Here is a 19,940-nt window from a genome sequence, read left to right as displayed (position 1 = left end):
ATAATGATGGAACTCACAGAAATTACGAATCCATCTTTTATTAAAAAACTTGATAGGGAACAGATGGTTGAATTAGCAGAAGAAATTCGGAAATTCCTTATTGAGAAGTTATCTGTTACAGGTGGCCATATAGGTCCTAATCTTGGTGTAGTTGAATTGACACTCGCCTTGCATAGGCATTTTGATAGCCCTGATGATAAAATCATTTGGGATGTCGGGCACCAGGCATATGTCCATAAAATTTTAACAGGTCGTGCTGGTGATTTCGATACACTTAGGCAATTCAAAGGCTTATGTGGATTCCCTAAAATGATTGAAAGCGATCATGATGTGTGGGAAACAGGTCACAGTTCTACCTCCCTTTCTGCGGCTATGGGAATGGCGGCTGCACGGGACATCAAGGGTGATTCGAACTATGTAATACCAGTTATTGGAGACGGTGCGCTGACAGGCGGTATGGCACTTGAGGCACTTAATCATATCGGTCATGCAAAGACGAACATGATTGTTATTTTGAATGACAATGAAATGTCAATTGCTCCAAATGTCGGTGCACTTCATGCAGTCCTTGGAAAACTAAGAACTGCGGGTAAATATAATAGTGCAAAAGATGAACTTGAATATATTTTGAAGAAAATCCCAGCTATTGGTGGCAAACTCGCTACTGCTGCGGAGCGCGTGAAAGACAGTTTGAAATATCTTCTCGTTTCGGGCGTCTTTTTCGAAGAAATGGGCTTCACCTATCTTGGGCCTATTGACGGGCATGATTTCAATGATCTTGAACGTAATATTCAATACGCCAAAAAAATGGATGGGCCTGTCTTACTTCATGTTATTACGAAAAAAGGCAAGGGATATAGCCCTGCCGAGGACGATAAAATCGGTACCTGGCATGGCACGGGGCCTTATAAAATCGAGACAGGTGATTTTGTCAAGTCATCCTCTGTAGCCCCATCATGGAGTGGACTTGTAGCAGGTACTGTTCAAAAAATTGCACGTGAAGATAGACGCGTCGTCGCAATAACGCCGGCAATGCCTGTCGGTTCGAAACTGGAATCATTTGCAGCGGAATTCCCGGATCGTTTCTTTGATGTTGGTATTGCTGAGCAGCATGCAACGACGATGGCAGCAGGTCTTGCAACGCAAGGGATGAAACCGTTCTTAGCAATCTATTCGACATTTATGCAACGGGCTTATGATCAGATGCTTCATGATGTTTCCAGACAAAACTTAAATGTCTTTATCGGTATTGACCGTGCTGGCCTGGTAGGGGCAGACGGTGAAACGCATCAAGGTGTCTTCGATATTGCCTTCTTAAGACATATGCCGAATATGGTTATTATGATGCCGAAAGATGAAAATGAAGGTCAGCATATGGTGAAAACGGCGATAGAGTATGATGAAGGACCAATAGTGATGCGTTATCCGAGAGGAAATGGACTCGGTGTACCTATGGATGAAACATTACGTCCAATCCCAATCGGTTCATGGGAAGTGCTACGTGAAGGTCATGATGGTGTAATTTTGACGTTCGGAACGACAATCCCGATGGCACTAGAAGCTGCCAACCTATTATTTACTAAAGGGATTCAGGTGAAAGTTGTCAATGCAAGATTCATCAAACCACTTGATACTGCAATGTTAGACATGATTTTCGCAACTGGAATGCCGATTATTACAGTTGAAGAGGCAGTTCTCGCCGGCGGTTTCGGCAGTGCTGTACTTGAGTATGCACATGATACACTTCGGACTGCCGTTCCGATTAGACGGATGGGCATTCCGGATCATTTCATTGAACATGGAAATGTTGATGAACTGCTTGCAGAAATCGGTATGACTGCAGGTCATCTAGTTGAGAATATGGAATCATTTATTAAAATGCAAGTAGTGGAAAGGGAACAAGTATGACAAATCGAATACCGAAAGAGCGAGTAGATGTCCTCCTGGTCGCGCGTGGTCTCTTTGAAACAAGGGAACAAGCAAAGCGCTCCATTATGGCGGGCATCATCTTTACCGCTGAAACAAGGCTAGATAAACCAGGTGAAAAAATTTTTGCAGATGCACCGCTTGTGGTCAAAGGGTCGAAACTGAAATATGTCAGTCGGGGTGGCCTGAAGCTTGAAAAAGCACTTGAGCAGTTTGATGCTGACGTTAACGGCAAAATTGTACTGGATATCGGTTCATCAACGGGTGGTTTCACAGATTGTGCCCTTCAAAATGGCGCGTCACATTGCTACGCGCTTGATGTTGGGTACAATCAGCTGGCATGGAAAATACGTCAGGATCCACGTGTAACTGTAATGGAAAGAACAAACTTTAGACATGCGACACCAGAACTTTTTACCGAAGGTATACCGCAATTTGCAACAATCGATGTATCCTTCATCTCATTGACGCTTATCCTGCCTGCGTTAAAGCGCATTATTGCAGACGGCGGCGATGTCATGGTCCTTGTAAAGCCACAATTTGAGGCTGGAAAAGGAAAGGTGGGAAAAAAAGGTGTTGTAAGGGAAAAGTCCATTCACCTTGAAGTTTTAAGAAAAATCGCTGATGCATCCATAAAAGAAGGATTCAGTCTTCGCGGGATTTCATATTCTCCCGTCACTGGTGGGGAAGGGAATATTGAGTTTCTATTCCACCTGACTTCTGAAGACGATCCTTTGACATTATTTGACGATATTTCATTCGACAAACTTGTCGAAGAAGCGTACAAGGAACTGCAATAGCACGCATTAATTTGCGTGCTATTCTTGTTGGATGAAATCATGGGTGGTAGAGTATGAAGTAAGATATTATTATGGTATGGGAGTGATTAGTTTGAATAAAGGGCATAGGCAAATTCGGATTCGGGATATTATATCGAATTTTGAAATAGAAACACAAGACCAACTTGTAGATAGCTTAAAAGAAGCAGGTGTAGACGTGACGCAAGCAACCGTTTCACGTGATATAAAAGAAATGCATCTCATTAAGGTCCCTTTGTCTGATGGTAGTTATAAATACAGCTTACCACCCGTACATAAGTACAACACAGAACAAAAACTTCACCGTATGCTGACTGATGCTTTTGTCAGTATTGATGCAGCGGGTCATTTTATTGTTTTGAAAACGCTTCCTGGAAATGCACAAGCTGTCGGTTCTTTAATGGATCATCTCGGATGGGATGAAATTCTTGGAACGATTTGTGGCGACGATACGAGTCTGATTATTTGTCGCGATGAATCACTGACAGTAGTAGTAAAAGAAAAACTGTTGGCGATGCTCTGAAAGAGGTGAAAGCAATTGTTACGTGAAATCTCCATAAAAAACTTTGCAATCATTGAACACCTTGAAATAACATTTGACGAAGGCCTAACCGTATTAACTGGAGAAACAGGCGCAGGGAAATCGATTATTATCGATGCTGTCCAACTGCTGGCAGGTGGAAGAGGATCACAGGAATTTATCCGTCATGGAGCAACAAAAGCCGAACTGGAAGGGCTTTTCACTATTGAAGAAGAAGCGCATCCGATTATTGCTCAATTAGCTGAATTCGGCATTGATGCACAGGATGGCGTCGTTATTTTGCGACGCGATTTGAATTCGAACGGTAAAACGGTTTGCCGTGTCAATGGGAAGCTCGTGACAATTGCGATCTTGAGAGAAATTGGTTCTCAGTTGATTGACATACATGGTCAACATGAAAACCAAGAATTAATGCATGAAAGAAGTCATATTCATTTACTCGATCATTTTGCGGGTGAGAAACTGGGACATGCTACTGAAAATTATTCCGAGCTGTATGAGAGTTACCGAAAGTTGAAACGGAAGCTTGAAAAGGCAGATGATAATGAGCAGCAAGTTGCACAACGTATTGATTTGTATTCATTCCAGCTGAAAGAAATAAATGCGGCCGCACTTGTCATTGGTGAAGAGGACCAACTCGAAGCAGAAAAACAAAAACTTCAAAACTTCAATCGATTATTTGAGCGATTGAATACTGCATATGTGTCAATCAGTGGGGATACACATGCGCTTGACTGGGTAGGTTCCGCGATGAGTGATATGGAGGATGCAGCTTCGGTCGATAAAACATTGAAGCTGCATGCTGAAACGATTGCAACGAGTTTCTATACCTTGCAAGATACTGCACACGAGCTCAAGAGTATCCTTGATGATATGGAGTTTGATCCTGCAAGACTCGAAGTAGTTGAAGAGCGCCTAGCCCTCCACATTTCCCTGAAAAGGAAGTATGGCAAAACAATTGAAGACATTCTTATGCATCGCGATAAAATCACAGAGGAACTTGAAAACTTAGTAAGCAGGGATGAACGTCTTTTTGCTGAGCAGGAAAAACTTGCGCAACTTCTTCAGGACTTAGAAATCGAAGCAGAAGAGTTATCAATTATTCGCCAAAAGTCGTCTATTCAATTAGAAGATGCAATTATGGAACAGCTGGAGCAACTTCATATGGGTAAAGCCTCATTTAAAGTGGATATTACTCGAAAAGCAGCGGGTACTTTCGATTCAAACGGATATGATGATGTGAACTTCTTGATCTCGACGAACGTTGGGGAACCGTTGAAACCACTTGTGAAAGTAGCTTCGGGCGGTGAAATTTCCCGCATAATGTTAGCCATAAAGACAATATTCTCTAAACATCAAGGTGTTACTTCACTTATTTTTGACGAAGTGGATACGGGTGTGAGCGGAAGGGTTGCACAAGCAATTGCGGAAAAAATAGCAATAATCGCAACAGATTCCCAAGTGCTTTGTATTTCTCATTTACCGCAAGTTGCCGCAATGGCCGATCACCATTACCTCATTAAAAAAAATGTAATAAGTGACAGGACGATGACGGAAATTCATGATGTCATCGAATCAGATAGGACTGAAGAATTGTCTAGGATGTTGTCTGGAGCTGAAACTACGCCCTTAACATTAAAGCATGCGGAAGAGTTGTTGACATTGGCCGCAGAACGTAAGAAATCGTTTAGATAATCACTTCACGTGCATACTACATTATGCACGTTTTTTTTATTTTTTTTCTTATTGTCACTAATTGCAATGAAAATAATGTTCGTTCCACTTTTGCTTTATTTACCCTTTCATAACATTCCCCTGAACGGACATACCAACAGTATCTTATTAAGGGAGGTGAAATATGGGATGGAGTAGACAGTTTAAGTTGGCCATTTCGTTTTCTGTGCTTTTACTTGTCGTGCCATTCTCTACAAATGTAGCATTTGCAAAAGACGGAACGCTGATACCGATGGGGCAGTCGATTGGTATTAAGATGGATTTGTCGGGAGTCTACATCACAAATGATGTCATGATCAGTAAAGATAACTGGTTGAAGGCAGGTGATCTAATCGGACAATTAGACAATGTAGCAGTCAGCACACTTCACGAGTACGAAAAAGTATCATCCTCAATGCGTGACAAGAAAGAAATCGTATTGCAGATCATAAGAGACGGTGGAAATAGTCAGGTCCTAGCAGACGGCGAAGCGATGAAACGTCTCCTTCCATTCCTGAAAGATCGAACAGAAGGGACAGGGACCTTGACGTATGTCGATCCGGACAAAGGGACATACGGTGCGCTCGGTCATCAGATCATCGACAGTGCACTGAAATCACCTCCATCATTCCGGACAGGAGCGATTTATCTGTCGGAAATCGATCAAATTAAGAAAAGTGTACCCGGAATTCCAGGTTATAAAATTTCAACGATTGTCGATGACGAGGATTTTTTAGGGACGATTCGAATAAATGGTCTTTATGGCATTTTCGGATCATGGAACAGCGATTATAAGGAAGTGTTAGCCGAACCCTTAACGATTATGCAGCCAGCAGAAGTAAAAGTAGGTGCTGCTGAAATTTACACAACGATTAAAGGGACAAAAGTTGAATCATTTTCCATTCGAATTACAGAAGTAGAACAAGACCAGTTCCATTTCGAGTTAACAGATCCCAAATTGCTCGAAGCAACGGGCGGTATTTTACAAGGGATGAGTGGAAGTCCTGTTATCCAAAATGGACAATTTGCAGGTGCAGTAACGCATATGTTTGTCGATAATCCCAAAAAAGGTGCTGCCCTTTTTCTGGAGAAAATGCGTAGCGGGGAAAATTAATAAAAGGGCCAACTCGAACAATGAGTTGGCCCTTTTGTCCTGTCGTGTTAAGCTTATCGAGAACGATTCGACAAACGCTTATAAAAGAATGGAATTGGTCGAAGTTTAGGGAAACCATATGTCAGAAGTTTCATTTTTGTTAAATAAAAGAGGGTTACTACACTATTCGTCGAAATTTCCCTTGTGTAGTTAAGAGAATGTTGCTAATGTTTAGGGAAAGAAGTCGTCATAAACGTACAAGGGGGAAATGGGAATGGATAAACTGAAAGTCGCGATTGCTGACGATAACAAGGAACTTGTGAGGACTATGATAACATATTTTGAAAGGCATCCTGAGATCGAAGTCATTTGGACGGCGCATAACGGGAAAGTATGTCTGTCGATGTTGGAAGAAAAAAAGCCGGATGTCTTATTACTTGATATCATCATGCCACATCTTGACGGAATTGCGGTTTTGGAAACGTTGAGTGGAAATGCACAAACTGCCGATGTGCATATAATTATGTTGACGGCATTTGGGCAGGAAGATGTAATGACACAAGCTGCGAGTCTAGGGGCTTCCTATTTCATGCTTAAACCGTTTGAATTCGACCGACTTGCAAACCAAATATTCCAAGTAGCAGGAACAAGAAAACCAATCGTTCCGATAGCTCAAGCTAGTGTAGAGTATGCGCCAGGAACAGTAAGCCAAAAAGTGCTGGATACTACAATTACAGCAATTATTAAAGAGATTGGTGTACCTGCTCATATTAAAGGTTATGCCTTCATTCGTGAAGCTATTCAAATGGTTTACACGGACGTCGATTTGCTTGGTTCAGTGACGAAAGTACTTTATCCCGAGATCGCAAAAAAATACAATACGACAGCATCCCGTGTCGAGCATGCAATTCGCCACGCAATCGAAGTCGCATGGAACCGTGGCAATTACGACGTCATTTCAAAAATGTTTGGCTACACAGTGCACCATTTGAAAAGCAAACCAACAAATTCAGAATTTATCGCAATGATTGCAGATAAGATTCGTCTTGAGCATATGGCGAGCTGATTGTTGGTATGAAAGAATTTCATGAGCTACTAAGCCAACCTGTTTTCAGGATTTAGACTAAACTTCAATTTCTAAGCAAATAAACTCCTACTCAACAAGCCGACTAATTTTTAGATTAGTTGGTTTTTTTGCCTCCAGAAAGAAGTATATCTATTTTAGTTAGCAAACGGCAAGAGAGTGTAAGTGTAATTCATCTCCCACTATAAATCATCAATTACAAAGATAATCCCCTCTTCCTGACTAAAGGTGTTGCTGAATGGATTGAATACACAGGAAGAGCTGGATAGTTATTGAATTCGGTTGATGAAGACGAAAAGCTGACACATACATTATATTTATTAAGTTAGAATCGTGAAATGTGGTTCCTAACTGAAAGCGCAGATGAAAAAGTAACTATATACAACGTATATAGTGAAGGTTGAACTTTTATTTGTCAATCAACTATATAAATGAACAGAAATAGGCGCACGGAGTCATGCGAGGTCTCTGTGTGTTCTTTCTGTATAAATATTATTATGTAATTCAACTTTTATTCGAAGTGTCTTAAAGTGGATTCTGTGAGCTCTTAAATGAAGGAGGTATATCATATGGGGAAAATGACAGCAGAAGAAATGTTAAAGATGACTGAGGAATTAAAAAGGAAAGAAGAGGAGCCAAATAACGAAAGACAGGATAAAGAAGAACCACGCTAAGGCTCATTCAAAGGAAGTTCTTCTACATAAAGAGGATATTCTCCTAAAGAGATTTAAGAGCGCCAGAGAGGCCGGTCATTATACTGCAGAAAACGGATAATGTTCCTTTGGTTGGTGCGGTAAATCACTCCATACAGGTGAGAAGACTAAGTCTACTTTTTTATTTCCAATTGAAGGCTATCTATTCGTATATATTGATGATAAAATTGAGTTTGAAAAGATCAACTAATTTTATAAATTGTACAATAAACTTTCTGCTTTTTGAGTAGGTATGGAAGAAATTGAAGTTGATATAACAACGTTTATTAAGTCTAATTCTAGAATAGGTAAAACATGTTCAGAATTCATCGCAATGATCGCGGATAAAATTCGTCTAGAGCAGATGGCGAGCTGATTGAAAAATATCTAGTTACGATAATAGCTACGCCTACTCTCCGAATCTATTTTCGTGTGGTAGGCTTTTTTAAACTGAAAGTTAATTAATCTGACAAATTGGCTGAGAACGCTCTATAATGGGTAAGAGAGAAAGGATGAAGCGTCAGTGTTAGTTCAAAATGAGTTTTTCGATCTTTTAGTAAAAGAGGAAAAAGTGATATTGCGCACCAAGAAGAATGGTTTTCCACTTAAATCGTTCGATGCAATAACGCGTGAACATCCGCGTTTAAAAATAATTTCATTCCCGGTTTTAAGGAAAGCGCTTACAGAAGTAGAAGCAGAACATATAATAGGCAATTGGATTCCAACTATAGAAGTTGCTATTGCTGCTGATAAAATGACCGCTCAACTTTACATAAATGTGTCAACCAAGGAATTTGAAGAAAATAAACAATCAATCCTAAATCAGGCTGAAAAAGTGCTTGATGATACGGGGGTGATTTACGGCAGAACAACTTTGCTAGATGAGCCGTTTAAACCGGGTGAAACGATTATCGCGGCTATAGGAAGAAAGCCGCAAAAAGGTGAAGATGCGGTCGTGTCATATATAGAAATACCAGAAAGAAGACCGATGATTCGTGAAGACGGTTCTGCTAATTATTTTGAAATGAATTTCGTTACGCCTATCAAGCAAGGCGATTGGCTTGGTGAGAAAACATCGCCACAAGAAGGCATCGACGGTAAGGATGTTTTAGGTAACGATCTTGCAGCACAGCGTGGGGATGATGCGAAGATTTACTTTGACACGAAGTCAGTGGCTGACGAACAAGAAGCGGATAAAGTAGTGCTAAAGGCGTCACACGGAGGGGCTTTGGAAAGCATTGATGGTCTCATTAGTGTAAGGAAGCAATTAATTATCAGCGGTAATGTCGGACCTGAAACGGGCTCGATTAAATTTGACGGATCAGTTGCTATATACGGAACAGTACTTGCAGGATACTCGGTAAATGCGACTGGGGATATTTCTGTAGAAGGAAATGAAGGTATCACAAATGCGAAGGAAATTCAGTCATCTGAGGGAGACATCTACATTAAAGGTGGGATTTTCGGTGGTGGATTGACGATTGTCGAAGCGCAAGGAAATATTTTTGTTAAACACGCGAATAATTGCAAACTGTACGGGAAAGAAGTACATGTAGGCTTATATTTACTCGGCGCAGAAGTTATTGCGGAATCTGTATTTATCGATAAAAATAAAGGTAAAATTATTGGCGGAGAAATTAAGGCACTTTATAAAATTGAATGTGCATTTGCAGGTAATAGTCACGAACGAAAGACAATCCTTAGTGTGAAGGGGATTGACAAGGAAGTAATGTATATGGAAGTTCAAGAAATGGCTAAAAGTATGAAAGAACGCCAAGGAATCATCGAAAAGCTTGAGCAACATGCTCTCCCATTTAGGAATAGTGGAAGTCTTATGAAGGGGCCACAAGCTGAAGCATATGAAAAAATGCTGGAAACGATTGAATCGAACAGAGATGCTATAGTTGAACTTGACAAAGAAATTCAACTTGGGCTGCGTAAAATTAAGCAAGCAGTTCCCGCTCAAATCGAAGTGACGAAAGAAGCGTATCCGGGTACGATCATTCAAATTGGATCCAAGTCGTCTACACTTCATAGTGGGACAAAAGGCATTTTTGAAATCGTTGATGGTGTTTTGAATGTCTAATCCGACCGTTTTTGCACATCGGGGCTCATCAGGTATCCGCTTTGAAAATACAATGAAAGCATTTGAGAAGGCCGTCGATCAAGGTGCTGGCGGCATCGAATTAGATGTGCAATTGACAGAAGATGGAGTGCCGTTCGTCATCCATGACCCAGGGCTCTTAAGGCTTGCTGGCATTCGAAAAATGATTTCATCTATGACAAGTACAGAACTCACAAGAATTCGTGTGGGGAGAAGATACAGACGTTTATTCTGTGGGCACTGTATTCCGACGTTGATAGAAGCGGTGTCATTTTGCGAAAAGAACAATTTAGCACTCAATGTTGAATTGAAAGAAACTGTTTCGGATCGACCCGAATTGATCAAAATGATTGTTGATATTATTTCTGTGATGGAGAATGTTCACATATCCTCATTTGATTATCGCTTGCTTGAAGTGGTCAAGAAGGAAAGCGAGCGAATGGAAACAGCCTTTCTCGTCGGAAAGAAGAGCGTGGATTGGACTAATCTTAATCAGTATTCATGTGCAGATGGATTCCATTTTCACAAACGATTGTTAAAAGAGCCCTTTTTGACGAAACTTCTTCAATCTGGGAAAAAGATTCGGGTTTATGGAATGACTGGAACAGAACCAATCACTCTTAATCCGCCCCCTTATATAGACGGTTGGATAACGGACTACCCAGATCGATTCAGTCAATAAGCAAAAGGACCAAGACGATGAACATGTCTTGGTCCTTTTGCTAGTCTTCCAAATAGATTGTAGGCGCTTGCTCATAGCTATGACAACAGTAAAGCTTACGCTGTTACTGTTGTTTAAACCGTTCTTGTACGCGTCCTTTTCGTCGGTCGCGGCGTAATAAAAATCCTGCGAAAAACCACAGGCCTCCCGCAAACAGTAAAAAGCCTACAACGAATTGAAGCCAAATGAACGGAAATGGGTTAAATAATACGCCAAATATCGAATCTCGCATTAATTTTATACCGCCGGCCGCAAAAAGTCCGGGGATTAGCAAGACCATAAATGCTGCTAGACGTGCCATATACAACAACTCCTTACCGAATCTAATTTTACCTACTCAAATTTGATTGTCAAGAACAGCGCTTTCATGTATGATGAAATTGTAATTGCAATAGATTGCATGGTTCAAAAAAGGAGAATGAACATCCTTGCAAAACGTTCTCATTGTCGGGGCGGGGACAGGCGGATCGATAATACTGGACCTTCTCCAAAATTTAGAATTCATGAATGTAAACGCAATCATTGATACTGATGAACATGCACCGGGAATAATTCGTGCAAAAAAACAGGGTATCGCATATGGAATGAATTGGACGAATTACCTGACCGACGATTTGGATATCATTTTCGATGTAACCGGTGACAAGTCTGTATTCTCGGCGCTATTAAAAGCGAGGCCTGCCCATACCGTACTTATACCTGGTTCTGTCGCAAACCTCCTTGTAAGGCTGCTTGAGGAGAACGATACATATATTAAGCGCATTCATACAGAAATGTATAAGCAGCGAATGATCTTTGATTCAATTGAAGAAGGTATGGTTGGAATCGACGAGGAAGGAACTGTTGATTTCTTCAATAAAAGTGCCTCTAAGATGATTGGTTTCCCGATTGAAGAGGCTGTTGGCCGGATGATTACGGACGTAATTCCAACGACAGAGCTCCCAAGGGTATTCAATTCAGGTAAGGCGGAACTGAATGAGGAACAGATTCTTGGCAATGGCTTGAAAATAGTTACTTCCCGCTATCCACTCTTCGATTCCGCCGGGAAAAAAGTTGGTGCTTTCGCGGTATTTAAAGATATTACGGAAGTAGTTGCGCTAGCAGAGGAAATCACAGATCTGAAAAAAGTGAAAACTATGCTGGAAGCAATCATTCATTCGAGTGACGATGCCATTTCTGTCGTTGACGATAATGGAAATGGGATCCTCGTCAATCCTGCTTACACGAGGATTACGGGTCTTACGGAAGATGAAATAATCGGCAAGCCTGCAAATGCAGATATTATCGAAGGTGAAAGTATCCATATGAGGGTACTCAAGTCGAGAAAGCCGGTTCGTGGTGTCAATATGCGTATCGGCGAAAATAACCGAGAAGTAATTGTCAATGTGGCACCAATCATTGTTGATCATCAAGTGAAAGGAAGTGTTGGTGTCATTCATGACATCACTGAAATGCGCAACTTGATGAAAGAACTTGACCAGGCACGGACAATTATTAGGGAACTTGAATCTACTTATACATTCGATGATATCTTTGGCGGTTCGTCTGATATTGAAATTTCAATAGAGCAGGCAAAGCTAGCTGCCAAGTCCGACATCGCAATCCTTCTTCGAGGAGAAGCGGGAACAGGAAAAGAATTGTTTGCACATGCCATTCATAGTAGCTCCGACCGGCGGTTCAATAAGTTTATCCGTGTGAATTGTTCGGCAATTCATCCATCTAAATTGGAAGCGGAGTTATTCGGACAAGAATCGGGAGTTTCTCAAAATGGGAATGATAGCACGCCAGGACTTTTCCAAGCATCTGAAAAGGGCACGCTATTCCTTGATGAAGTGGTTGATTTACCACTTGTAGTTCAAGCGAGACTGCTTAACTATTTAAAAAGCGGAACAATCTTCAAAAATGGGGGGACTTATCCCGTTCATTTGTCGGTCCGTATAATTGCAGCGTCTACGAAAAATTTAGAAAAGGCAATGCATGAGGGAACATTTATTGAAGAACTCTATTATGTGTTAAACCGACTCTCTATTCAAATTGCACCGCTACGGTCTCGCAAAAAAGATATTCCATCCATTATTGGACACCTGCTAGTGAAATTGAATCAGGAGTTTGGGATGAATATTGAGAAGGTTACTGATGAAGCACAGGAGCGGCTAGGGCAATATGATTGGCCAGGAAATGTACGAGAACTCGAAAACGTACTTAGTCGCGCCATGATTTATATGGAGTCGGGAGATGCCGTTATCGATTTAAAAGACGTGGTTAAATCTCTGTCATCTAGGGAAAATACGGAAGAGGAACAGATTCTTCCGGAAAAAAGCACTCTTACTTCGATTATGGATGAATACGAAAAAACCATTCTTGAAACGGCCCTCCGTGAAAATAATGGCAACAAATCATTAACCGCCAATAGGCTTGGTATTTCACTGCGATCACTTTATTATAAACTGGAGAAATTCAGTCTTATTTGATCGACATGTAGTCACAGGAGGAGAGACAATGATTACACTCGACTCACTTATCAGTCAGGCGGCATCGAGGATAGGTCCCGTTGTTGCTGTCGCATCAGCCGCAGATCGAGAAGTACTTGAAGCGATTAGTATTGCTAGTGAAAAAGGCATTGCTTCATTCATGCTTTTCGCTGATGAAAGGCATATCGGCGAGTTGATCCAAGCAAATTATCCGTGGTTACTGGATAATGAAAAAATCAGCATTCATCACGCTGAAGATGATAATCAAGCAGCGACGCTCTCGGTGAAAGCGGTTTCAAGTGGACATGCACATGTGCTGATGAAAGGGAACTTAGCAACGTCAACCATCCTCAAGGCTGTGTTGAATAGCGAGTACGGTTTGCGGACGGGGAAAATACTGTCGCATGTCGCGGCGTTTGAAGTTGCCGGTTATAACCGTTTACTTTTCGTAACAGATGCTGCAATGAACATCGCACCTGACCTAGAAGCAAAAGCGCAAATCATTCGTAATGCAGTTGCTACTGCGCATGCGTGTGGTGTCTCTATACCAATCGTCGCTCCACTAGCTGCTGTCGAAACAGTGAATCCGGCGATGACACCAACGACAGACGCCGCCTCATTAGTTGTCATGAATCGACGCGGTCAAATCACCGGTTGCATCATTGATGGGCCACTTGCACTTGATAATGCGGTATCAGTGAAGGCTGCAACGCAAAAAGGGATTACGGGGGAAACAGCTGGTAAAGCTGATATTCTTGTCGTTCCGAATATCGAGGCAGGCAATATTCTCTACAAATCACTAATGTACTTCGCCAACGCGAAAGTCGGTGCGATTATCCAGGGCGCCAAAGCACCAATCGTTCTTACATCAAGGGCGGATAGTGCCGAAAGTAAGCTGTATTCACTAGCACTAGCAATTCTTTCGATAAAATAAAACAATAAAAATGAACGATACCCTTAGGAGGAATTTACAATGGAAATTTTTAAATATATGGAACATCAGGATTATGAACAACTCGTTATTTGTCAGGATAAAGCATCAGGACTAAAAGCAATCATCGCTATTCATGATACGACACTCGGACCGGCACTAGGCGGAACACGTATGTGGACGTATGCAAGTGAAGAAGAAGCAATTGAAGACGCACTACGCCTTGCGCGCGGTATGACCTACAAAAACGCGGCTGCTGGATTGAATCTTGGTGGCGGAAAAACAGTTATTATAGGAAATCCAAAAACAGACAAAAACGATGAAATGTTCCGTGCTTTCGGTCGTTATATTGAAGGTTTGAACGGTCGTTATATCACTGCAGAAGATGTAGGAACAACTGAGGCGGATATGGACTTAATCAATCTTGAAACAGATTATGTGACAGGTACTTCTGCTGGATCAGGTTCATCTGGTAATCCTTCGCCTGTTACTGCTTATGGCATTTACTACGGCATGAAAGCTGCAGCAAAAGAAGCATTTGGCGACGACTCGCTAGCAGGTAAAACAGTAGCAGTACAAGGTGTCGGAAATGTTGCTTATGCACTTTGTGAGTACTTGCATGAAGAAGGTGCAAAACTAATCATAACGGATATCAACGAAGAAGCTGTTCAACGTGCAGTTGATGCATTCGGCGCAACTGCAGTTGGCATCAATGAAATCTACTCACAAGAAGCAGACATATTCGCACCATGTGCACTAGGTGCAATTATTAATGATGAGACGATTCCACAATTGAAAGCAAAAGTTATTGCAGGATCTGCTAACAATCAATTGAAAGAACCACGTCACGGCGATTTAATTCACGAAATGGGAATTGTTTATGCACCTGATTACGTTATCAACTCAGGTGGTGTTATCAACGTTGCAGATGAGCTTGATGGTTATAACCGTGAACGTGCACTTAAACGTGTCGAAGGTATCTATGATGTAATTGGGAAAATTTTCGCAATCTCAAAACGCGATAATATTCCAACGTATGTTGCAGCTGACCGCATGGCGGAAGAGCGCATTGCACGTGTTGCGAATACAAGAAGTACATTCTTACAAAACGAAAAAAGCGTACTTTCAAGACGCTAATAAAAATAGTCTACAGCGGTCTGCTACGTCTGGTCGCTGTAGCTAAACATTTAGAAAAGAAGGAAGTTGCATTGATATGGAAGGAGGACCTATTGTGTATGAAAATCACCATAGGATCCTAGTTATTAACCCAGGATCTACATCAACAAAAATAGGTGTCTTTGAAGGCGAAAGTCAACTGATGGAAAGTACGTTGAGGCATAGTTCAGAAGAAATTGCACAGTACCCTTCCATTATCGATCAATACAGTTTTCGTAAAAAGGCAATTCTTCAATCACTTGAAAAAGAAGGCATCAACATTTCTACATTGTCTGCCATTTGCGGTCGAGGCGGGCTTCTTCGCCCAATCGAAGGTGGTACGTATTCTGTTAATGAAGCGATGATTCAAGACTTGAAAACAGGTTATTCAGGTCAACATGCATCGAACCTCGGGGGCATAATTGCGCATGAAATCGCATCCAGCCTAAACCTTCCCGCTTTCATCGTCGATCCCGTCGTCGTCGATGAACTTGCACCAATCGCGAGGATTTCTGGATTTTCGTCCATTAATCGAAAATCCATATTCCATGCGCTTAACCAAAAAGCGGTTGCAAGACGCTACGCAAAACAAGTCGGTAAAAAATACGACACCCTCCGGTTGATTGTCACCCATATGGGCGGGGGTATAACTGTCGGTGTGCACGAATTCGGCAAAGTAATTGATGTAAACAATGGACTTCACGGAGATGGGCCATTCAGCCCTGAACGTGCGGGAACTGTTCCTGCAGGGGAACTCGTCGAACTATGTTTTTCCGGTGAGTACTTCCGTCACGAAGTAATGAAAAAACTTGTCGGTCAAGGCGGTCTCGTTGGTTATCTCGGGACGAACGACGCAGTTCGCGTGGAACAACGAATTGAAGATGGCGATGAAAACGCAAAACTAGTTTACGAGGCAATGGCCTATCAAGTTGCTAAGGAAATTGGCAGTGCGGCTGCTGTCCTTCACGGCCAAGTAGATGCGATTATCCTTACGGGTGGTCTCGCTTATGGCAAGGGATTTGTGAAGGACATTACATCCAGAATCGACTGGATATCGGATATCGTTGTATATGCTGGAGAAGACGAACTACAAGCACTTGCAGAAGGCGCACTCCGTGTTCTAACTGGTGAAGAAATAGCTAAAATCTACCCGTCTTGACGGGTCGTTGTGAGGGAGGCCATCTATAATGGCGAGGGAATATGATGTAGTTATTTTAGGGGGCGGAACGGGTGGCTATGTCGCTGCTATTCGCGCTGCTCAATTGGGACTGAAAACGGCACTTGTTGAAAAAGGGAAACTAGGTGGCACATGCTTGCACAAAGGGTGTATCCCGAGTAAAGCATTATTAAAAAGTGCTGAAGTATTTGATATGGCAAAAAATCAGGCAGCAGATTTTGGTGTTAATGCTAAAGACGTATTACTGGATTTCAGCCGTGTACAAGCACGGAAAGACGGTATTGTTAAACAGCTGCATGCTGGCGTGACAGCATTAATGAAAAAAGGGAAAATCGACGTATTTGATGGACTTGGCAGAATGCTTGGGCCGTCAATTTTCTCACCAATGCCCGGTACGATTTCAGTGGAAATGAATAACGGTGACGAAAATGAAATGCTCATCCTAAAAAACCTGATTATCGCTACAGGATCTAGACCACGTACATTACCTGGTTTAGAAATTGATGAAAATCAAGTTATGTCTTCCGATGGAGCGCTTTCTATGGAAGCACTACCTAAGTCGATTATTATCGTTGGTGGCGGTGTCATCGGTATTGAATGGGCTTCTATGCTCAATGATTTCGGTGTGGAAGTCACGGTTCTTGAATATGCAGACCGAATCATTCCGACTGAGGACGATGACATCTCGAAAGAAATGAAAAAGTTGTTGACGAAAAAAGGAATCACTTTTGCGACAAGTGCGAAAGTACTCCCTGAAACGCTTGTTAAAGTAGAAGGATCTGTTACAATTTCTGCGGAAATGAATGGTGAAACGACGGTGTTCACAGCTGAAAAAATGCTTGTTTCTGTCGGTCGTCAAGCTAATGTCGAAGGAATTGGCCTTGATAATACGGAAATTGAAGTCGTCAATGGATTTATTAAAACACGACCAACATTCCAAACAAAAGAACATCATATCTATGCAATTGGTGATGTTATTGGTGGGCTGCAACTGGCGCATGTTGCTTCTCACGAAGGAATTGCGGCTGTTGAACATATTGCAGGCCTGAAAAACGAAGCGATTGATTATACAAAAATATCGCGCTGTATTTATTCTAGTCCTGAAGCATCAAGCGTCGGCATTACGGAGAAACAAGCGAAAGAACAGGGCTTTGACGTCAAAGTTGGGAAATTCCCGTTTATGGCAATCGGAAAAGCACTTGTCAATGGTAATTCGGATGGTTTTGTCAAAATCATTGCTGATAAAAAGACAGACGATATTCTAGGCGTTCATATGATAGGTGCACACGTGACCGATTTAATCTCAGAAGCAGGACTTGCGATGGTTCTTGATGCGACGCCATGGGAAGTAGCAAGCACGATTCATCCACATCCATCGCTCTCTGAAGTAATGGGCGAGGCCGCTTTAGCTGTCGATGGCAAAGCAATCCATATGTGAGAAATAGTGTCAATTAGTCTAAGATAAAAGACTGCGAACCATAGAAGGGGGATTTTAGAAATGGCAAAAACGCGTCATGAGGAACTAGGTTTAACACATGAAGATGCACTACAAATTTATGAAACAATGTTGATGGCCCGCCGTATTGATGAGCGTATGTGGCTCCTTAACCGTGCCGGAAAGATTCCATTCGTTATTTCATGTCAGGGGCAGGAAGCAGCACAAGTTGGAGCAGCTTTCGCTCTTGATAATGATAAAGACTGGATTGCACCCTATTACCGGGATATGGGAGTTGTTCTGCATTTCGGAATGACTCCGCAAGATTTGATGCTGTCCGCATTTGCAAAAGCAGAAGATCCGAACTCGGGTGGTCGTCAGATGCCTGGTCACTTCGGTCAGCGGAAAAATCGTATCTTGACAGGTTCATCTCCTGTTACGACGCAATTACCACACGCAGTTGGTGTAGCTCTTGCAGCGAAGATGAAGAAGGAAGATTTCATCACTTTCGTTACACTTGGTGAAGGTTCATCCAACCAAGGAGATTTCCACGAAGGTATGAACTTTGCAGGTGTCCATAAACTGCCGACTGTTATCATGGTTGAAAATAATAAATATGCAATTTCAGTTCCAGTTGAAATGCAACTTGCCTGTGTTAACGTTTCGGACCGTGCAATCGGTTACGGAATGCCAGGTGTTACAGTTGATGGAACGGATCCGCTTGAAGTCTACAAAGTGGTCAAAGAAGCAGCAGATCGTGCACGCCGTGGGGAAGGTCCAAGTCTTGTAGAGACCATCTGTTACCGATTGACGGCTCACTCTTCAGACGATGATCAACGCCAATACCGCGATGCTGAAGAGCTTGCAAATGAGAAGAAACTGGATCCGATTCCTATGTTTGCTGCTTATTTGAAAGAAGTTGGTGTACTAACGGAAGAACTCGAAAAAGAAATGGAAGAACGCATCATGAAAGAAGTGAACGAAGCGACCGATTATGCGGAAAACGCTGCGTACGCCGAACCTGAATCTGCGATGCTCCATGTGTATGCTGAAGATGGGGGGAACGAATAATGGCAGTTATGTCTTATATCGATGCAATCACACTTGCAATGAAAGAAGAGATGGAACGGGACGATCGCGTTTTCGTTCTCGGAGAAGACGTTGGACGTAAAGGCGGCGTTTTTAAAGCGACGGCAGGTCTTTACGATCAATTCGGAGAATACCGTGCACTCGATACACCACTTGCGGAATCTGCAATTGCAGGTGTTGGAATCGGTGCAGCAATGTACGGCTTACGCCCGATTGCTGAAATGCAGTTTGCTGATTTCATAATGCCGGCTGTAAACCAAATTGTTTCGGAAGCAGCAAAAATCCGTTACCGTTCAAATAACGACTGGTCGTGTCCGATTGTTATTCGCGCACCATTCGGAGGCGGTATCCACGGAGCGCTTTATCACTCACAATCTGTAGAGGCAATGTTCGCAAGCACACCTGGATTAAAAATCGTTATCCCGTCAACGCCATATGATGCAAAAGGACTTCTCAAAGCGGCAATTCGCGATGAAGATCCAGTATTGTTCTTTGAACATAAACGTGCTTATCGTTTGATTAAAGGCGAAGTGCCTTTAGACGACTACGTATTACCGATTGGAAAAGCAGATGTCAAACGCGAAGGTGATGATATTACAATCATCACCTACGGACTATGTGTCCACTTTGCGTTGCAAGCAGCTGAACGTCTTGCAGAAGATGGAATATCTACGCATATCCTTGATCTTCGTACAGTTTATCCACTTGACCAAGAAGGTATCATCGAAGCAGCTTCAAAAACAGGGAAAGTCCTGTTAGTTACTGAAGATAACAAAGAAGGAAGCATTATGGGTGAAGTTGCAGCAATTATTGCTGAAAACTGCCTGTTTGAACTTGATGCGCCGATTAAACGTCTTGCTGGACCAGATATTCCGGCAATGCCATATGCACCGACAATGGAGAAATTCTTCATGGTCAATCCAGACAAAGTAGAGAAGGCAGCGCGTGAGCTTGCTGAATTTTAAGCAGAATTTTAATCGGGACGGGGGT

At 42.2% G+C, this 19,940-nt stretch carries 16 protein-coding genes; 15 read left to right on the top strand and 1 reads right to left on the bottom strand.

Annotation, left to right across the window (positions count from 1 at the left end; genetic code table 11):
- Positions 1–6: 6 nt before the first annotated feature.
- From dxs to H2672_RS06780, 8 genes are all read left to right on the top strand, one after another.
- Positions 7–1,908, top strand: coding sequence for a 1-deoxy-D-xylulose-5-phosphate synthase (gene dxs / locus H2672_RS06815; RefSeq protein WP_186670652.1), 1,902 nt, complete (start codon positions 7–9; stop codon positions 1,906–1,908).
- A complete protein-coding gene (locus tag H2672_RS06810; RefSeq protein ID WP_186670549.1) occupies positions 1,905–2,726 on the top strand; it encodes a TlyA family RNA methyltransferase in 822 nt (273 codons plus the stop codon). The genes dxs and H2672_RS06810 overlap by 4 nt, the downstream gene beginning before the upstream one ends.
- A 91-nt stretch (positions 2,727–2,817) precedes the next feature.
- Positions 2,818–3,267 (top strand): transcriptional regulator AhrC/ArgR, encoded by a 450-nt coding sequence (gene ahrC, locus H2672_RS06805; RefSeq protein ID WP_186670548.1) that lies wholly within the window; start codon positions 2,818–2,820, stop codon positions 3,265–3,267.
- A 15-nt stretch (positions 3,268–3,282) separates the two neighbouring features.
- Positions 3,283–4,980 (top strand): DNA repair protein RecN, encoded by a 1,698-nt coding sequence (gene recN, locus H2672_RS06800; protein WP_186670547.1) that lies wholly within the window; start codon positions 3,283–3,285, stop codon positions 4,978–4,980.
- Positions 4,981–5,143: 163 nt separating this feature from the next.
- Positions 5,144–6,112, top strand: a complete 969-nt coding sequence (locus H2672_RS06795) for a SpoIVB peptidase S55 domain-containing protein (protein WP_186670546.1) — start codon at positions 5,144–5,146, stop codon at positions 6,110–6,112.
- A gap of 253 nt (positions 6,113–6,365) precedes the next feature.
- Complete coding sequence (gene spo0A, locus H2672_RS06790) at positions 6,366–7,157, top strand: sporulation transcription factor Spo0A (protein WP_186670545.1); 792 nt, start codon at positions 6,366–6,368, stop codon at positions 7,155–7,157.
- Positions 7,158–8,390: 1,233 nt separating this feature from the next.
- Positions 8,391–9,953 carry a flagellar assembly protein A gene (locus tag H2672_RS06785; RefSeq protein ID WP_186670544.1) on the top strand — a complete coding sequence of 521 codons (1,563 nt, stop codon included), beginning with the start codon at positions 8,391–8,393 and terminating at the stop codon, positions 9,951–9,953.
- Positions 9,946–10,653 (top strand): glycerophosphodiester phosphodiesterase, encoded by a 708-nt coding sequence (locus H2672_RS06780; protein ID WP_186670543.1) that lies wholly within the window; start codon positions 9,946–9,948, stop codon positions 10,651–10,653. The genes H2672_RS06785 and H2672_RS06780 overlap by 8 nt, the downstream gene beginning before the upstream one ends.
- A 103-nt stretch (positions 10,654–10,756) precedes the next feature.
- Here H2672_RS06780 and H2672_RS06775 read toward each other — a convergent pair whose 3' ends face one another.
- A complete protein-coding gene (locus H2672_RS06775; RefSeq protein WP_186670542.1) occupies positions 10,757–10,993 on the bottom strand; it encodes a DUF2627 domain-containing protein in 237 nt (78 codons plus the stop codon).
- A 127-nt stretch (positions 10,994–11,120) separates the two neighbouring features.
- Here H2672_RS06775 and H2672_RS06770 point away from each other — a divergent pair, with 127 nt between their 5' ends.
- The 7 genes from H2672_RS06770 to H2672_RS06740 all read left to right on the top strand — a co-directional run bounded on the left by H2672_RS06770 (position 11,121) and on the right by H2672_RS06740 (position 19,915).
- A complete protein-coding gene (locus tag H2672_RS06770; RefSeq protein ID WP_186670541.1) occupies positions 11,121–13,163 on the top strand; it encodes a sigma 54-interacting transcriptional regulator in 2,043 nt (680 codons plus the stop codon).
- Positions 13,164–13,194: 31 nt separating this feature from the next.
- Positions 13,195–14,097 carry a phosphate butyryltransferase gene (yqiS, locus tag H2672_RS06765; protein WP_186670651.1) on the top strand — a complete coding sequence of 301 codons (903 nt, stop codon included), beginning with the start codon at positions 13,195–13,197 and terminating at the stop codon, positions 14,095–14,097.
- Between the two features lie 39 nt (positions 14,098–14,136).
- Entirely contained in the window at positions 14,137–15,231 is a 1,095-nt protein-coding gene (locus tag H2672_RS06760) for a Leu/Phe/Val dehydrogenase (RefSeq protein WP_186670540.1), read from the top strand.
- A 94-nt stretch (positions 15,232–15,325) separates the two neighbouring features.
- On the top strand, positions 15,326–16,408 hold the full coding sequence (gene buk / locus H2672_RS06755; protein ID WP_370569615.1) for a butyrate kinase: 1,083 nt from the start codon (positions 15,326–15,328) through the stop codon (positions 16,406–16,408).
- Between the two features lie 28 nt (positions 16,409–16,436).
- A complete protein-coding gene (gene lpdA / locus H2672_RS06750; protein ID WP_186670538.1) occupies positions 16,437–17,864 on the top strand; it encodes a dihydrolipoyl dehydrogenase in 1,428 nt (475 codons plus the stop codon).
- Positions 17,865–17,924: 60 nt separating this feature from the next.
- The gene (locus H2672_RS06745) at positions 17,925–18,932 is read left to right on the top strand and encodes a thiamine pyrophosphate-dependent dehydrogenase E1 component subunit alpha (RefSeq protein ID WP_186670537.1); all 1,008 of its coding nucleotides are present in this window, start codon (positions 17,925–17,927) and stop codon (positions 18,930–18,932) included.
- Positions 18,932–19,915, top strand: a complete 984-nt coding sequence (locus tag H2672_RS06740) for an alpha-ketoacid dehydrogenase subunit beta (protein ID WP_186670536.1) — start codon at positions 18,932–18,934, stop codon at positions 19,913–19,915. The genes H2672_RS06745 and H2672_RS06740 overlap by 1 nt, the downstream gene beginning before the upstream one ends.
- Positions 19,916–19,940: the final 25 nt, after the last annotated feature.

The sequence above is a fragment of the Sporosarcina sp. BP05 genome (assembly GCF_014282005.1).
Taxonomy (GTDB): Bacteria; Bacillota; Bacilli; order Bacillales_A; family Planococcaceae; genus Sporosarcina.
This window is presented reverse-complemented; position numbering and strand designations above follow the sequence as displayed.

Excerpts from the sequence above, each read along its gene's own strand:
- H2672_RS06745 (WP_186670537.1), top strand. The coding sequence starts at position 17,925 with ATGGCAAAAACGCGTCATGAGGAACTAGGTTTAACACATGAAGATGCA.
- H2672_RS06760 (WP_186670540.1), top strand. The coding sequence starts at position 14,137 with ATGGAAATTTTTAAATATATGGAACATCAGGATTATGAACAACTCGTT.
- H2672_RS06810 (WP_186670549.1), top strand. The coding sequence starts at position 1,905 with ATGACAAATCGAATACCGAAAGAGCGAGTAGATGTCCTCCTGGTCGCG.
- H2672_RS06740 (WP_186670536.1), top strand. The coding sequence starts at position 18,932 with ATGGCAGTTATGTCTTATATCGATGCAATCACACTTGCAATGAAAGAA.
- H2672_RS06775 (WP_186670542.1), bottom strand. The coding sequence starts at position 10,993 with ATGGCACGTCTAGCAGCATTTATGGTCTTGCTAATCCCCGGACTTTTT.
- lpdA (WP_186670538.1), top strand. The coding sequence starts at position 16,437 with ATGGCGAGGGAATATGATGTAGTTATTTTAGGGGGCGGAACGGGTGGC.
- H2672_RS06780 (WP_186670543.1), top strand. The coding sequence starts at position 9,946 with ATGTCTAATCCGACCGTTTTTGCACATCGGGGCTCATCAGGTATCCGC.
- H2672_RS06795 (WP_186670546.1), top strand. The coding sequence starts at position 5,144 with ATGGGATGGAGTAGACAGTTTAAGTTGGCCATTTCGTTTTCTGTGCTT.
- spo0A (WP_186670545.1), top strand. The coding sequence starts at position 6,366 with ATGGATAAACTGAAAGTCGCGATTGCTGACGATAACAAGGAACTTGTG.
- dxs (WP_186670652.1), top strand. The coding sequence starts at position 7 with ATGGAACTCACAGAAATTACGAATCCATCTTTTATTAAAAAACTTGAT.